Annotated in this window: 12 protein-coding genes; 3 read left to right on the top strand and 9 right to left on the bottom strand. The window is 70.1% G+C overall.

Features of this window, described 5'->3' with window-relative positions; translation table 11 throughout:
* The 5 genes from ilvC to PV679_RS14815 all read right to left on the bottom strand — a co-directional run.
* On the bottom strand, positions 1–555 hold a 555-nt coding region (gene ilvC, locus PV679_RS14835), incomplete at its 3' end, for a ketol-acid reductoisomerase (RefSeq protein ID WP_319680672.1).
* A gap of 118 nt (positions 556–673) precedes the next feature.
* Positions 674–1,198 carry an acetolactate synthase small subunit gene (gene ilvN, locus PV679_RS14830; RefSeq protein ID WP_319680671.1) on the bottom strand — a complete coding sequence of 175 codons (525 nt, stop codon included), beginning with the start codon at positions 1,196–1,198 and terminating at the stop codon, positions 674–676.
* 39 nt (positions 1,199–1,237) lie between these two features.
* Entirely contained in the window at positions 1,238–3,103 is a 1,866-nt protein-coding gene (locus PV679_RS14825) for an acetolactate synthase large subunit (RefSeq protein ID WP_319680670.1), read from the bottom strand.
* A gap of 208 nt (positions 3,104–3,311) precedes the next feature.
* A complete protein-coding gene (locus tag PV679_RS14820) occupies positions 3,312–6,167 on the bottom strand; it encodes a putative bifunctional diguanylate cyclase/phosphodiesterase (protein ID WP_319680689.1) in 2,856 nt (951 codons plus the stop codon).
* Between the two features lie 315 nt (positions 6,168–6,482).
* On the bottom strand, positions 6,483–7,433 hold the full coding sequence (locus tag PV679_RS14815; RefSeq protein ID WP_319680669.1) for a 2-hydroxyacid dehydrogenase: 951 nt from the start codon (positions 7,431–7,433) through the stop codon (positions 6,483–6,485).
* Positions 7,434–7,506: 73 nt separating this feature from the next.
* On the opposite strand from PV679_RS14815, the gene PV679_RS14810 reads away from it, so the two are divergent.
* The 3 genes from PV679_RS14810 to PV679_RS14800 all read left to right on the top strand — a co-directional run bounded on the left by PV679_RS14810 (position 7,507) and on the right by PV679_RS14800 (position 10,024).
* Complete coding sequence (locus PV679_RS14810; protein ID WP_319680668.1) at positions 7,507–8,502, top strand: aldo/keto reductase; 996 nt, start codon at positions 7,507–7,509, stop codon at positions 8,500–8,502.
* Between the two features lie 177 nt (positions 8,503–8,679).
* On the top strand, positions 8,680–9,825 hold the full coding sequence (locus tag PV679_RS14805) for a PQQ-dependent sugar dehydrogenase (RefSeq protein ID WP_319680688.1): 1,146 nt from the start codon (positions 8,680–8,682) through the stop codon (positions 9,823–9,825).
* A 37-nt stretch (positions 9,826–9,862) separates the two neighbouring features.
* Entirely contained in the window at positions 9,863–10,024 is a 162-nt protein-coding gene (locus PV679_RS14800; RefSeq protein WP_319680667.1) for a DUF6191 domain-containing protein, read from the top strand.
* Positions 10,025–10,266: 242 nt separating this feature from the next.
* On the opposite strand, the gene PV679_RS14795 is transcribed toward PV679_RS14800, so the two are convergent.
* The 4 genes from PV679_RS14795 to PV679_RS14780 form a co-directional block, all read right to left on the bottom strand.
* Positions 10,267–13,317: a helix-turn-helix transcriptional regulator gene (locus PV679_RS14795; RefSeq protein ID WP_319680687.1), complete on the bottom strand. Its 3,051-nt coding sequence runs from the start codon at positions 13,315–13,317 to the stop codon at positions 10,267–10,269.
* A gap of 127 nt (positions 13,318–13,444) precedes the next feature.
* Positions 13,445–13,630 carry a hypothetical protein gene (locus PV679_RS14790; protein WP_319680666.1) on the bottom strand — a complete coding sequence of 62 codons (186 nt, stop codon included), beginning with the start codon at positions 13,628–13,630 and terminating at the stop codon, positions 13,445–13,447.
* Between the two features lie 262 nt (positions 13,631–13,892).
* Positions 13,893–14,510, bottom strand: coding sequence for a hypothetical protein (locus tag PV679_RS14785; RefSeq protein WP_319680665.1), 618 nt, complete (start codon positions 14,508–14,510; stop codon positions 13,893–13,895).
* A gap of 86 nt (positions 14,511–14,596) precedes the next feature.
* Positions 14,597–15,157, bottom strand: coding sequence for a GNAT family protein (locus PV679_RS14780; RefSeq protein ID WP_319680664.1), 561 nt, complete (start codon positions 15,155–15,157; stop codon positions 14,597–14,599).
* Positions 15,158–15,266 lie beyond the last annotated feature (109 nt).

Here is a 15,266-nt window from a genome sequence, read left to right as displayed (position 1 = left end):
GGTGAAGGTCGTCTTGATGACACCGGCACGGGTACCGCCGATGCCCTTCGCATACGACAGCGCCAGCTCGAACGCCTTGCCCGAGGCGTCCTGCTCGACAGCCGCGATACACGGAACACCACGGCCCTCCTCGTACTGGCGCCGGACCAGATGCCCCGGCCCCTTCGGCGCGACCATCGCGACATCCACATTGGCCGGCGGCTTGATGAAGCCGTAGCGGATGTTCAGGCCATGACCGAAGAACAGCGCGTCGCCGTCCTTGAGATGGTCCCGGACGGACTCCTCGTAGACCTGGCCCTGGATCGGGTCCGGCACCAGGATCATGATCACGTCGGCCTCGGCGGCGGCCTCCGCCGGCGTCACCACGCGCAGCCCCTGCTCCTCGGCCTTCGCCTTGGACGTGGAGCCCTCGTGCAGACCGACCCGGACGTCGACACCCGAGTCACGGAGCGACAGCGCGTGGGCATGGCCCTGACTGCCGTAACCGATGACCGCGACCTTGCGGTTCTGGATGATGGACAGGTCGGCATCGTCGTCGTAGAACAGCTCGGCCACTGGGTCTTCTCCTTGTGTGCACGTCTTGAGATGTTGCGGCTTGCTTCCCACCGTACGGCGGGCGAGGTGGAGCGGGGTTCCCGGTCTCGGCATGCGAACCGGCCGGGCCGGGGACGGGTTACGCGCTGCGGTCGAGCGCCCGCAGGCTGCGGTCCGTGATGGACCGCGCGCCGCGTCCTATGGCGATCGTCCCCGACTGCACGAGCTCCTTGATGCCGAACTGCTCCAGCATCTTGAGCATCGCGTCGAGCTTGTCGGTCGATCCGGTGGCCTCGATCGTGACGGCCTCGGGTGAGACGTCGACGGTCTTGGCACGGAAGAGCTGGACGATCTCGACGATCTGGGAGCGGGTCTCGTTGTCGGCGCGGACCTTGACCAGGACGAGCTCGCGCTGGATCGCGGCGCCGGGCTCCAGTTCGACGATCTTCAGGACATTGACCAGCTTGTTGAGCTGCTTGGTGACCTGTTCCAGCGGCAGTTCCTCGACATTGACCACAATGGTGATGCGGGAGATGTCGGGGTGTTCGGTGACACCGACGGCGAGGGAGTCGATGTTGAAGCCACGGCGGGAGAACAGCGCGGCGATCCGGGCGAGGATACCGGGCGTGTTCTCCACCAGGACGGAGAGTGTGTGCTTGGACATGTGTCGGTCTCTCTCGGTCTCTTCTCTCGGACTCTCGGCTCAGTCGTCTTCGTTGTCGCCGAAGTCGGGCCGGACGCCGAGGGCGGCCATGACCTCGTCGTTGGAGGTGCCGGCGGCGACCATCGGCCACACCTGGGCGTCCTCGTGGACGATGAAGTCGACGACGACGGGGCGGTCGTTGATGGCGTTCGCCTTGGCGATCACCGCGTCCAGCTCGTCCGGGGACTCACAGCGCATCGCGACACAGCCCATGGCCTCGGACAGCTTCACGAAGTCCGGGATCCGGGTGCCGCCGCTCGGAGCGCCGTCCGCTCCCTGACCGGCGTGCAGCACGGTGTTGGAGTACCGCTCGTTGTAGAAGAGGGTCTGCCACTGCCGCACCATGCCGAGCGCGCCGTTGTTGATGATCGCGACCTTGATCGGGATGTTGTTGAGCGCGCAGGTGGTGAGCTCCTGGTTCGTCATCTGGAAGCAGCCGTCGCCGTCGATCGCCCAGACCGTACGGCCGGGCTGTCCGGCCTTGGCGCCCATCGCGGCCGGGACGGCGTATCCCATGGTCCCGGCGCCGCCGGAGTTCAGCCAGGTGGCGGGCTTCTCGTACTCGATGAAGTGCGCGGCCCACATCTGGTGCTGGCCCACGCCCGCCGCGTAGATGGTGTCCTCCGGCGCGAGCTGGCCGATGCGCTGGATGACCTGCTGCGGGGACAGGCTGCCGTCCGCGGGCTGGTCGTAACCGAGAGGGTAGGTCTCGCGCCAGCGGTTGAGGTCCTTCCACCAGGCCGCGTACTGCGTCCGGGCGGCCTCGCCGACATTGCCCTCGGTGTGTTCGGCCTGGACGGCCTGGACCAGATCGGCGAGGACCTCGCGGGCGTCACCGACGATCGGCACGTCCGCGGCGCGGTTCTTGCCGATCTCGGCCGGGTCGATATCCGCGTGGACGATCTTGGCGTACGGCGCGAAGCTGTCCAGCTTTCCGGTGACCCGGTCGTCGAAACGGGCTCCGAGGGCGACGATCAGGTCGGCCTTCTGCAGCGCGGTGACGGCGGTGACCGCACCGTGCATGCCCGGCATTCCCACATGCAGCGGATGGCTGTCGGGGAATGAGCCCAGCGCCATCAGGGTGGTGGTGACAGGGGCTCCGGTCAGCTCCGCGAGGACCCTCAGCTCGGCGGTCGCGCCGGCCTTGATGACACCGCCGCCGACATACAGCACGGGCCGCCTGGCCTGTGTGATCAGCTTGGCCGCCTCGCGGATCTGCTTGGCGTGCGGCTTGGTGACCGGACGGTAGCCGGGCAGGTCCTGGACGGGCGGCCAACTGAAGGTCGTACGGGCCTGGAGGGCGTCCTTCGCGATGTCGACCAGGACCGGACCGGGCCGTCCGGTGGAGGCGATGTGGAAGGCCTCCGCGATCGTCCGCGGGATGTCCTCGGCCTTGGTGACCAGGAAGTTGTGCTTGGTGATCGGCATCGTGATGCCGCAGATGTCCGCCTCCTGGAAGGCGTCCGTACCGATGGCCTTGCTGGCCACCTGACCGGTGATCGCGACCAGCGGCACCGAGTCCATGTGCGCGTCGGCGATCGGAGTGACCAGATTGGTGGCGCCGGGGCCGGAGGTCGCCATGCAGACGCCGACCCTGCCGGTGGCCTGGGCGTAGCCGGTGGCCGCGTGTCCCGCGCCCTGCTCGTGGCGGACGAGAACGTGCCGGACCCGGGTGGAGTCCATCATCGGGTCGTAGGCGGGAAGGATGCTGCCGCCGGGGATGCCGAAGACCGTGCCGGCCCCTACTTCCTCAAGCGAACGGATGAGCGATTGCGCACCCGTGACGTGCTCAATGGTTGCGGAGGACGGTCCGCCGTTACGGGCCCGCGGCTGCGGATTGTGGGCCCCGGTGGCCTGCTCGGTCATCGGCATTCTCTTCTCGAAGCTGAAGTTTTGTGAGGGTTTGAGGTGTTCCGATGCAACAAAAAACCCCTCGTGCCGTGAGGCAAGCGAGGGGAGCGCGTCGGTGCGGTCTGCGGAGCCGGTACTGGGCTCTGCTTCAGCCGACGCGCTGTCCAAGTACGAGAATTCGGGTGCGCATGGCATTGACCCTCCCTCCGGCGCGCCATGGCTGTCAAGTAGGTGGGACAGGCGTCTCACTATTTGAGCGGATCGATGGACGGGAGACCCGGTCGGCGACCGGCGGACGGGAGTGCCTCACGGGCAGCACACCTCCGGAGAGGACGGGCAGGACGGCCTCGCCCGGCAGCGGGTACTCACCACGCACCAGGGCGCGGCGCAGCCGGTATTCGTCGAGCGGCCCGGAGAAGGCCATTCCCTGGCCGTGGGTGCATCCCATGGCACGCAGCGCGAGCACCTGTTCCGGGACGTCCACACCGTCGGCCACGGACTGCATGCCGAGATCGCAGGCGATGCGCAGCAGCCCCGCGGTGATCTTGTTCAGCCGGGCGGACTCCACGACGCCCTCCACCAGACCGCGGTCCAGCTTCAGTACGTCGACGGGGAGCCGGCGCAGTGTGCTGATCGCCGCGTATCCGCTGCCGAAGCCGTCGAGCGCGATCCGTACGCCGAGCCGGCGCAGCGCGACAAGGCGCTGCTCCAGTTCGTCGAGGGAGCCGCGCGAATCGCTGTCGGCCAGCTCGATCATGAGCGATCCCGAGGGCAGCCCGTGGCGGGTCAGCAGCGCCTCGATGGTGCCGAGCGGCAGGGACCTGTCGAGCAGACCGCGGGCCGGAAGCCGTACGGACACCGGTACCGGAGGATGGTCGAGCCCGGCGCGCTCCGCGGCCTGCTCGACGGCCTCTTCGAGCAGCCGGCGGGCGAAATCCGAGGTGCGGACGGTGTCGTCGCCGGCCCGCAGGAACTCGGCGGGTGTGAAGAGGATGCCCTGGGCGGACCGCCAGCGGGCCTGGGCGGCGACGGCGCTGACCCGGCCGGTGGTGAGGTGCACCACCGGCTGGTGGAGCAGGACGAATTCGCCCTCGTGCGGCGCGGTGCGCGGCCGGCCGGCCGACTCGGTCCTGCGGACGACGTCGGCCTGCATCTCCGGCGCGTACATCTCGACGCGGTTCTTGCCGGCCGCCTTGGCGCGGTACATGGCGAGGTCGGCGTTGCGCATCAGATCGGTGGGGGTCGTGCCGGGCTCGGCGAAGGCCACGCCGATGGAGGCGGCGACCCGGACATCGTTGCCGTCGATGCGATAGGGCTGGGACAGCTTGAGGCGGAGCCGGTCGGCGATCTCCCTGACCTGGTGTTCGCGGGCCGTCCGGCCGGCGCCGCCGTCGCCGAGGACGATGGCCGCGAATTCGTCGCCGCCGAGCCGGGCCGCCGTGTCACCGGCCCGTACCGAGTCCTGGAGCCGGTGGGCGGCCAGCACCAGCAGCTCGTCCCCGACCTGATGGCCCAGGCGGTCGTTGACGGCCTTGAAGCCGTCGAGGTCGATGAAGAGCACGGCCGTGCCCGCGTCGGTCGCACGGCGGCCGGAGAGGGCCTGGCGGACGCGCTCGGTGAACAGCGCCCGGTTGGGCAGGTCGGTGAGCGGGTCGTGCTCGGCGTTGTGCTGCAACTGGGCCTGGAGACGGACCCGTTCGGTGACATCGCGGCTGTTGAAGATCAGCCCGCCCTGATGGCGGTTGACGGTGGACTCCACATTGAGCCAGTCGCCGGTGCCGGACCTGAAGCGGCATTCGATGCGGGTCGTGGGCTCTTCCGCCGTGGGAGCAGCCAGAAACCGTCTTACCTCATGGACGACGCGGCCGAGATCCTCCGGGTGGATGATCGAGGCCAGCTCGGCACCGACGAGATCCTCTGCCTCGCGCCCGTAGACGCCGGACGCGGCGGGGCTGACGTAGCGGAGTATCCCCGAGGGCGCGGCGATCATGATGACATCGCTGGATCCCTGCACCAGCGAGCGGAAGTGGTTTTCCTTCTGGGCCAGCTCATGGGTGAGCGCGATGTTGTCGACGAGCATGATGCCCTGCCGTACGACCAGGGCGAGCACGACCGTGGAGCCGGTGAGGACCACCACCCGGTCGACCCGGCGGCCGTCGACGACGTTGTAGAGGATGCCGAGCGTGCAGACGGCCGCGGCGAGATACGGGGTGAGCGCGGCGAGCGAGCCGGCGATCGGCCGGCTGGAGTGGCGGGCCGGGCGCGGGCTCGGGGCGCTTTCCACCGTGCGGCGTACGCCCCAGGGCGCGTAGGCGAGGAGCAGCGAGCCCGCGAACCAGCCGGCGTCCAGAAGCTGGCCCGAGCGATAGCTCTCGCGCAGCAGCGGAGAGGTGAACAGGGCGTCGCACAGCACCGTCAGCGCGAGCGCGGCGATCGCGGTGTTGACGGCGGAGCGGCTGCCCGTGGCCCGCCGGAAGTGCAGCGCGAGGACCATGCTGACAAGGACGATGTCCAGCAGTGGATAGGCGAGGGAGAGCGCGGCCTGAGTGACGCTCTCGCCCTGGAATTGCGCGGTGCGCGCGAGGGCGAGGCTCCAGGACAGGGTGAGCAGCGAGCCGCCGATCAGCCAGGAGTCCAGCGCGAGACAGACCCAGCCGGCCCTGCTGACCGGGCGCTTGGCGAGGACGAGCAGCCCCACGATGGCGGGCGGCGCGAAGCAGAGGAAGAAGAGGTCGGCCAGGGAGGGGCTGGGCACGGGCCGCTCCAGCACGACCTCGTACCATCCCCAGACGGCGTTTCCGCCGGAGGCCATGGCGGAGGAGAACGAGAACAGCAGCCAGGCCGGCCGGACCCGGCTGCCGACGCCCCGACCGTATCCGTAGAAGAAGCAGGAGACGGCGGCGATCAGCGCGGCGAGACTCAGTCCGAAGTCGCCCATGAACAGGGCCAGTTTCTCCGAGCCCCAGCCCAGGGCCGCACCGGCCGCGTAGCCCCCGCAGACCAGGGCAAGGAACAACTGGCCGATCAGACCCGCGCTGCCGGCCGCCGGCCGACGGAGGAGCACACCCTCGGCGCTCACCGGAGTGCCCCGGTGAGTGTCGCTGTCACCGCCGAGCGGCCCGCTCCGCACGCCGGAGCGTCCGGAGGTCGCCATCGGCGTCCCTGCCGCGTCGGAGCCTTGGTCCCTCGGCCGTACATCGCCCGTCGCCCCCCTCGGTTTCAGATCACTCCCGGACGCCGCCCCAGGCGCGACGCGGCCCCAGATCGGGACGATACACCAGTCTCGTCACTCAGGGACATAGTTCTTCTACTCTCTGTGACGACCAGGTGCGTTGTGCGTCTCGGTGGCACCGGGCCCGCCGGTGCGAGGGGCCACGGCCGGCTCCGCGACCGCTCATCCAGTGGCTTCTCCGGTGACGAGGACGGTGTTCCGGGGCTCGTTCCCGGCGGCGAACAGAGTGAGCTGCCCGGCCAGCAGACGTTTGGCACGCGGCAGGAAAGCCGATGTGGATCCGCCGACATGAGGGCTGATGAGGACACCCGGAGCATGCCAGAGGGGATGGCCGGCGGGCAGCGGTTCCGGATCGGTGACATCCAGAGCGGCCGTGATCCGGCCGCTTTTCAGCTCCGCGAGAAGCGCCTCGGTGTCCGCGACGGCGCCTCGGGCGACATTCACGAACAGCGCTCCGTCTTTCATCCGGGCCAGGAAACCGGCGTCTGCCAGGCCCTTTGTCTCATCCGTGAGCGGAGTCGACAGGATGACGACATCGGCCTCGGGAAGCAGAGCGGAAAGCTCGGTGAACGCGTGGACCTCGCCGCGCACCGTGGTGCGGGCGGAGCGCGCGACGCGTACCACCCGCGCGCACTCGAACGGCGCGAGCCGGTCCTCGATGGCGGCGCCGATCGATCCGTATCCGACGATCAGTACGGACTTGTCGGCGAGCGCCGGATAGAAACCGGACCGCCACTCCTCTCGGTCCTGGCCGCGCACAAAGCCGGGAACGCCGCGCAGGGAAGCGAGTATCAGGGCCAGGGTGAGTTCGGCGGTGCTGGCCTCGTGGACGCCTTTGGCATTGCACAGGCGCACGCCGGCGGACAGGGCGCCGAGTCCTGGCGCCACATGGTCGGTGCCCGCCGAGAGGGTCTGCACGACGCGTACCGACGACATCGCGGAGAGCGGCCGGACGGCGACCTCCACGCCTTTCATGTACGGGACGACATAGAAGACACAGTCGGCCGGATCTCCTGGAAAGTCCCGGGCACCGTCCCAGAAGAGGTAGTTGAGGCCCTCGGGGAGCCCTTCGATCTCGTCGGCCGGAATCGGGAGCCATACGTCTGCGGTCATGGTCAGGAGGCTATGCGAAGCGCGTCGGACCGATGAGGTTAGCTTGAGGACGGCACGAGGAGGGGTACGGCAGTTGGAGCGCAGAACAATCGGTGCGGCGGCGCTCGACGTGGGCGCGATCGGACTCGGCTGTATGCCGATGCACTGGGCCTACACCGGCTCGCAGCAGCGCGGGGACAGCTCACTGCGTACGGTGCACGCGGCGCTCGACGCCGGTACGAGCCTGCTCGACACGGCCGACATGTACGGCCCGTTCACCAATGAATTGCTGCTCGGACGGGTGCTCGGACAGCGGCGCGCGGATGCCTTCGTCTCCACCAAGTGCGGGCTGCTCGTCGGCGACCAGCACATCGTCGCCAATGGCAGTCCCGGCTATGTGCGGCGGGCCTGCGACGCCTCACTGCGGCGGCTGGGGACCGATGTGATCGACCTTTATCAGCTTCATCGCGCCGATCCCGAGATACCGGTCGAGGAGACCTGGGGAGCGATGGCGGAGCTGGTGAGCGCGGGCAAGGTGCGGGCTCTTGGGTTGTGCGCCGTGGGCGCCCGCGCGTACCGCCGGCGGTCGGGAGCGCATCTGCACGAGTCGACGATCCGGCAGTTGGAGCGGGTGCAGCAGGTGTTTCCGGTGAGCGCGGTGGAGGCGGAGCTGTCGGTGTGGTCGCCGGAGGCGCTGGACCGGCTGCTGCCGTGGTGCGAGGCGCGCGGCGTCGGTTTTCTGGCGGCGATGCCGCTGGGCAACGGTTTCCTGACGGGCACGCTCACTCCCGGGCAGGGTTTCGAGCCGGACGACGTACGGGCGCGGCATCCGCGCTTCACGGCGGAGATCATGGCGGCGAACCAGCCGTTGGTGGCCGGGTTGCGGCGGGTCGCGGAGCGGCACGGCGCGACACCGGCGCAGGTGGCGCTGGCCTGGGTGCTGAGCAGGGGCCGCCATGTGGTGCCGGTGCCCGGGGCGAAGCGGGAGCGCTGGGCGGTGGAGAACGCCGCGGCGGCGGAGCTGGAGCTGACGGCGCGGGACCTGGCCGAGATAGCGGCGCTGCCGCCGGTGCGGGAGTCGTGGGAATGAGCCGCGACGGATGTCCGGCCGTGGTGCTCGGAGCGTCCGGCTGAGCGTCCGGCGGATTGATCGGCGGATTGATCGGGCGGATTGATCGGCGGTAAGCGGGAACCCGGTGCGGGGCCGCGGTGTAAGAACAGTAGAAACGCAGCCGTCGAAGGGATCGGAACCGTGCAACGTACAGCAGTGACGGCCGTATGGGCCGCTGCCGCTCTTCTGGTGATCGCCGGATGCTCATCCGGCGGCGGGGCCGGTCAGGAGCGCGGCCGGGGTGCCGCGTCGAGCCCGGCAGCCTCGCCGTCCGAGGGCGGATCGCCGAGCCCGTCGGCTCCGCCCGCGAAGGGATCGGTGAAGGTGGTGTCGACTCTTACCGAGGGGCTCAACTCGCCGTGGGGCCTGGCCGCCCTGCCGGACGGCGATCTGCTGGTCTCCTCGCGCGACGAGGGCACGATCACCCGCGTCGACACGGACGGCGGGAAGAAGACCGTGGTCGGCGAGGTGCCCGGAGTCGCCGCGGCGGGCGAGGGCGGTCTGCTGGGCATCGCTCTTTCTCCGTCGTTCGCCTCGGACCATCTTCTGTACGCCTACTTCACCACCGAGTCGGACAACCGCATCGCCCGTATGTTCTACGACGAGAGAAAGCCGACCGGGCAACAGCTCGGAGCACCGGACACGGTGCTCCGGGGAATCCCGAAGGGCACCATCCACAACGGCGGGCGGATCGCCTTCGGCCCGGACAAAATGCTTTACGCGGGCACCGGGGAAACGGCCGAGCGAGGTCTCGCCCAGGACAAGAAGTCGCTGGCCGGCAAGATCCTCAGGATGACCGCGGACGGACAGCCCGTGCACGGAAATCCTGACGCGGATTCGGTGGTCTATTCACCGGGCCATCGCAATGTGCAGGGACTGGCCTGGGACTCCGAGAACAGGCTGTGGGCGTCGGAGTTCGGACAGGACAACTGGGACGAGCTGAATCTGATCGAGCCCGGCAAGAATTACGGCTGGCCGGTCGTCGAAGGCAAGGCCGGCAGGGCCGGCTATGTCGACCCGGTGGCGCAGTGGAAGACAAGCGAGGCGTCACCGAGCGGTATCGCGTACGCGGAGGGCTCCATCTGGATGGCGTCGCTGCGTGGCGAGCGGCTGTGGCGCGTTCCGCTGGCCGGCCGGGAATTGGCGGCCGCTCCGCAGGCGTTCCTGCGAGAGGAGTTCGGCCGCCTCCGTACGGTGATTTCGGTGGGTGGCGACAAGGTGTGGCTGATGACAAGCAATACGGACGGCCGGGGCGCACCGAAGCCGGGGGACGACAGGATCCTCCAACTGGAGGTCGCGTAACGACCCGAGACAAGAGGGTGGGCGTTCTGTGTTCAACATGATCGAGGAAATCTTCGCCCCGGGCCGCAAGCACACCGATGAGGAACAGCGAAGGCTGGAGCTCAGCCGGGTCGACATCGACGAGAACGACCCGGGCCGGGGCCCGATAGACCTCGCTTCGGGAAAGGTCACGATAAGGGTCCTCAGGGCTGCCCCGTAATCCCTGGCGGATCAGCGCGCGGCGTCAGATGCGGTGCGTCGCACGGCGGAGCGGCGCTCGCATACGGAATGTATCCGGGCGTTCCGACAACACGGCGAGGCGCCGTGGCTGTTGTGGCGCGCCCGCCCGGGATTACCGGCCGGCCCTCAGGAGCCCTCGGGGTGACCGGATCCGGTCTCCCGGCGGCCAGGGCCTTCCTCTCTCTGCCTGCGGTGGTGTTCACCTCTCAGGTGGCGCTTTCCTCAGACGCGGGAGCGGCCGGCTTCTTCCGGCGAGTCAGGGAAGAGCTGGAGGCGGTGGGCCAGGGCCGCGGCCTCGGTGCGGCCCGAGACGCCCAGTTTGGCCAGGATGTTGGAGACATGGACGCTCGCGGTCTTCGGCGAGATGTACAGCTCCTCGGCGATCAGGCGGTTGCTGCGGCCGGCGGCGACCAGCCGGAGGACCTCCTGTTCGCGTGGGGTCAGGCCCAGTGAGCGGGCCGGGCCGAGGCCCGGGTCCGGAGCGCCGCTCCCGCCGGAGCCCGGTGCGAGGCTGATTCTCGCGCGGCCGGCCAGAAGCACGGTCTGTTCGGCCAGGAGACGGGCGCCGAGCCGGATGGCCGTCGAGTGGGCCAGAGCGAGCGGGCCGGCGGCTTCGGAGCGGTCGGCGCCGGAGTCAAGCAGGGCGGCGGCCCAGCGGTGGCGGGCCTGCGCCAGCTCATAGGGCCGGTCGACCGCTTCGAAGGCGGTGACGGCGCGCGCCCAGAGCTCCGGGGCTGGGCGGCCTTCCGCACGGGCCAGTTCGGCGTCGAGCACAAGGGCGTGCGCGCTCCAGACGGGGACCAGCGCGGGCAGCCGCTTGGCATGGGTACGGACGGCCGCGAGAACGGCCGTCCGTCCGGGATCCGGACCGCGCGCCTCCTGGCTGTCCGCCTCCATCGCCGCCGCGGCGCACAGCAGCGGCAGCGCGTATCGCTGGGTGCCGGGCGGGAAGCCGTGCGCGGTGATCAGTTGGAACTCGGCCCTGGCGTCGGCCCGTCGGCCGCGGCGCGCGGCGATGGTCATCGCCAGCCTGGCCGGTGCGATGGAGTGCTGCGGCTGGGGATCGTGGGTGCCGAAGAAGCTCCGGGCCCGTTCCACCTGGCTCTCTGCCGCGTCGAGATCGCCTCGCGCGAGGGCCAGTTCGGCACGGCGTACGGCGAGCAGGCCGCGCGCCTTCCGGGACTGGGCGATCTCCGCCGTCTCGTCGAGGACGGTGTCCGCCTCCGTCCAGCGTCCCAGCGAGAAGAGCGACTGGGCCTTGTTGGCGCGGACCCACGCCTCCATGGTGGCGAGGCCGCGCTGATGGCAGACGGCGATGCCATGGTCGGCGGCGGCGATCGCTTCCTCGGAGCGGCCCACACCCTCCAGCATGGACGGCAGATTCGTACTGGCGCGGCCCATGATCCCGACGGCGCCCAGCTCGTCGGCGCGGTCGCGCACCTGGTACATCTCGGCGAGGCCGCCTTCGACATCGCCCGCGTCGGCGCTGAGCCGGCCCCGGGTGAGCCGGGCGTGCAGCTCGGTGTACTCGGCGCCGACCAGCCCGGCGTATCGCACCGCGCGGTCCGCGGCGGCCAGGCTCTCCGGCCCCGGGCGGTGCAGTGCGCCCCAGGAGGCGATGTTGACGAGGACATCGGCGTGGACGGCGGACGGCGGCAGCCCGCGGACCAGTTCCTCGGCGGTGGCCAGCTCCTGCCGGCCGTCGCCCCGGGTGAGGTCCTGCATCAGCCGGGAGCGCTGGGTCCAGAACCACGCGGCGCGCAGCGGGTCGTGCTCCCTCTCCAGGACCCGCATGGCCTTCTTGGAGATCGCCAGAGCGCGCTCGCGATCACCGCCGAAGCGCGCGGCGACGGTCGCCTCCGCCATGAGATCCAGATAGCGCAGCGGAGCGGCTCCCGGGTCGCCACCGCACGGCGGATAGACCTCGGTGTCGTCCGGCGGCCGCAAGGTGTCCCTGACCTCTTCGGGAGCGTCGTCCCACAGCTCCATCGCCCGTTCCAGCAGCCGCAGTTGCTCGGAGTGGGCGTATCGCTCCCGGGCCTCGACGGAGGCGCGCAGCACGACGGGAAGGGCCTTCGCCGCGTCGTGCGCGCTGTACCAGTGGCTGGCGAGCCGTGTGGTGCGCTCGTCCGCGCGGACGAGCGAGGGATCGGCCTCCAGCGCTTCGGCGTAGCGGCGGTTGAGCCGGGACCGTTCGCCGGGGAGCAGATCGTCGCTGACCGCCTCGCGCACCAGGGAGTGCCGGAAGCGGTAGCCGTCCCCGTCCGCCGTGGGCGTCAGGATATTGGCGCCGACGGCGGCCCGGAGCGCCTCGATCAGTTCGTCCTCCGCCAGCCGCGCGACGGTCAGCAGCAGCCGGTGTTCGACGGTGGTGCCGCCCTCTGCGACGATCCTGGCGATCCGTCCGGCGTCCTCGGGCAGCGCCTCCGCCCGTACGAGCAGCAGATCGCGCAGGGAGTCGCTCAGTCCGGTGGCGCGGCCGGCCTCGATGGAGCAGACCAGTTCCTCGACGAAGAAGGCGTTGCCGTCGGACCGTTCGAAGATCTGCTCCAGCAGGGCCGGGTCCGGTTCCGCGGCGAGGATGCCGGTCAGTTGGTGCCGTACCTCGGCGCGGTTGAAGCGGGACAGCTCGATGCGCCGGACCGACCGCAGCCGGTCCAGCTCCGCGAGGAGAGGACGCAGTGGGTGACGGCGGTGGATGTCGTCCGCGCGGTAGGTGGCGATCACCACGAGCCGGCCGCGGCGCAGCGCGCGGAAGAGGTAGGCGAGGAGATGGCGGGTGGAGGCGTCCGCCCAGTGCAGATCCTCCAGGACGAGCACGACCGTACGGTCCGCCGCCAGCCGTTCCAGCAGCCGGCCGGTGAGTTCGAAGAGCCGGGCGGTGCCGTGCTCGCCCAGCGCGCCGCGGTCCGGCCGTCCCAGCTCGGGCAGGATCCGGGCCAGTTCGTCCTCCTGGCCCTCGGAGGCCGCGACCAGTTCCTCGGGCAACTGGCGCCGCAGCGAGCGCAGCGCGGTGGAAAAGGGTGCGAACGGCAGTCCGTCCGCGCCGATTTCGACGCAGCCGCCGATCGCTACGACGGCCTTCTCGGCGCATGCCACGTCGCGCAGTTCCTCGATGAGCCGGGTCTTGCCGACCCCGGCCTCACCACCGATGAGCAAGGCCTGCGGCTGGCCCGCTGTGGCGCGGGCGAGCGCTTCGGTGAGTGCGGTGAGTTCGCGGGTCCTGCCGACGAACACCGGGCTGAGGGACCTGGTTTCCACAGGGCCGAGCATCGCACAGCCGTCCGACAGCACGGCACTCGTTTTGGCGGCACCCGTTTTGGCGGCACTGGTCGCGGCGGCACTGGTCGCGGCGGCACTGGTCGCGGCGGCACGCGTTTTTGGCAGGAGCGGCATCGCGTCAGGCCGCGCGGTCGAACAGCTCGCGCAGCGGATTCACCCGCCGCTCGGCGTCGTCCTGGCCGGTTCGCCGGGCCTCACGGCGGGCCTGCCGACGGGCCCGGCGCACCTCGCGGATGAGTCGCCGTCTGTCGGCCTCGCGGATGAGTTCGGCCGTTCTGATCTGCTGGAGTTCATGAGCGAACATCGGGTGCTCCCTGGTCACGAGGGTGTGATGGCGTCTTGCGATGCCTCTACCTTCGTCTCTCAGGAAGTGCCGCCACATCGGGAGAGTGCCGCATCTTCACGGGTCCAGGTGCCTTAGAAAACGAGGCATTACGTGCCTACGGCCCAAGGAACCTGCGCACGGCCTCAGACGTGCCCGGCAGGTGCCTCAGGCCTTGAGCGGCGTCTCAGGCCTCGGTCACGGTGTGCGCGGGATCGCGCGAGTCAGTCAGCGAGGAGCGGGCTCAGGCTCCGACACTCGGCAGAGACGCGAAGAGGTCGAAGTACATGCCGATGGAGACCAGCAGTCCCAGGAAACCGAGGACAGCTCCGGCCAGGGCGGCGGGGCGCACCCAGCCCGCGCGCTGCGGCAGGGCCAGGACGATCACGCCGATGAGCAGCGCCAGCAGTGCCACGACGCCATTGACCGCGGCGGTGGCGTGCCAGGGGTCACCGTAGATCTCGGAGATCTGCTGCGCGGCGGTCGGCGACTGGCCGATCTTGATCTGTCCGACGAGGTTCTCGCGCTCGGACACGACGCGGCTGGTCCAGGTGCCGGTGAGCGCGACGATGCCGAGGCAGACCGCGACGATGGACGCGGCGGCGGCGCCGAGCCCGGACGAACGGTGCGCCGCGGCGGCGTCGATGTCGGCTTCGTCGTCATCGGCATCGTCCGCGTCGGCGTCAACACCGGCGTCCGCGTCGGCGTCAGCGATGCCATCGGCGTCGGCCACGGTCCCGGCCGTGGTCCTGGCCTCGGCCGTCGTCTCGGCCCTGGTCTCGTCCTCCGGCTGAATCGCCTCGGACGCGTGGGTCTCGGCCGTCTCCGGCTCGGGGATCTGAGTCTTGGGGGTCGGGTTCATACGGCGCACGCTAAGGGCCCCGTATGAGAACTTCCTGAGAGCGCTGCGCACAGCGGTTTCCCGGTGCTCCGCGCAGCGCTCGACGCTCAGCGTCCGGCGCCCGGCCGCTGTCGCCACTCGGGCGCCAGGACCGACCAGATCTCGGTGTTCTGCCGCACACCGCGGTACGGATAGCTCTCCCGCAGCACCCCGTCACGGGTCATGCCGAGCCGCTGTGCGACCTTGACGCTCGGCAGGTTGGCGGACGAGACCAGCCACTCCACCCGGTGGATCCCGCGCTCCTCCACGGCCCAGTCGATCAGCACCTCGGCGGCGCGCGTGACCAGCCCGCGGCCCGTGCCGGCCGGCTCCAGCCAGCAGCCGACCTCACAGGTTCCGTGGGCCGCGTCGAACTTCGGGAAGAGCACTCCGCCGACCAGCGTGCCGTCCTGCCAGATCCCGTAAATCCGCGCGCCGTCGGCCGCCTGCTTCTCCGCGTACGACGTGAGCAGCGCCCGCGCGGCCGGAAGGTCGGTGGCGCGCTGGGCGAACGGGATGTGTTCGTCGACGAGGTCCCGGGCGCGGTCCAGATGGGCCAGGAATTCCTCGGCCCGCCATGGCTCCAGAGGGCGCAGTTCGGCCCCGTCACCCAGCGCTGTCGCGAACATCAGGCTCCTTCCACGCGACCGGTGCGGCTCACACGACCGGTGCGGCTCCTCTGTGCGGCTCCATGCCTACGGGCCGGTGTCCGGCCTCATGGGCCCGGCCGCCGTACGA

The organism is Streptomyces sp. AK02-01A (genome assembly GCF_033795305.1).
Lineage (GTDB): Bacteria > Actinomycetota > Actinomycetes > Streptomycetales > Streptomycetaceae > Streptomyces.
The sequence above is the reverse complement of the archived record's forward strand: the minus strand, read 5'-3'. Positions and strand labels throughout refer to the sequence as shown.

Coding starts and splice junctions, on each gene's coding strand:
- ilvN (WP_319680671.1), bottom strand. CDS start 1,198: ATGTCCAAGCACACACTCTCCGTCCTGGTGGAGAACACGCCCGGTATC.
- PV679_RS14825 (WP_319680670.1), bottom strand. CDS start 3,103: ATGACCGAGCAGGCCACCGGGGCCCACAATCCGCAGCCGCGGGCCCGT.
- PV679_RS14815 (WP_319680669.1), bottom strand. CDS start 7,433: ATGACCGCAGACGTATGGCTCCCGATTCCGGCCGACGAGATCGAAGGG.
- PV679_RS14800 (WP_319680667.1), top strand. CDS start 9,863: ATGATCGAGGAAATCTTCGCCCCGGGCCGCAAGCACACCGATGAGGAA.
- PV679_RS14795 (WP_319680687.1), bottom strand. CDS start 13,317: ATGCTCGGCCCTGTGGAAACCAGGTCCCTCAGCCCGGTGTTCGTCGGC.
- PV679_RS14790 (WP_319680666.1), bottom strand. CDS start 13,630: ATGTTCGCTCATGAACTCCAGCAGATCAGAACGGCCGAACTCATCCGC.
- PV679_RS14785 (WP_319680665.1), bottom strand. CDS start 14,510: ATGAACCCGACCCCCAAGACTCAGATCCCCGAGCCGGAGACGGCCGAG.
- PV679_RS14780 (WP_319680664.1), bottom strand. CDS start 15,157: ATGTTCGCGACAGCGCTGGGTGACGGGGCCGAACTGCGCCCTCTGGAG.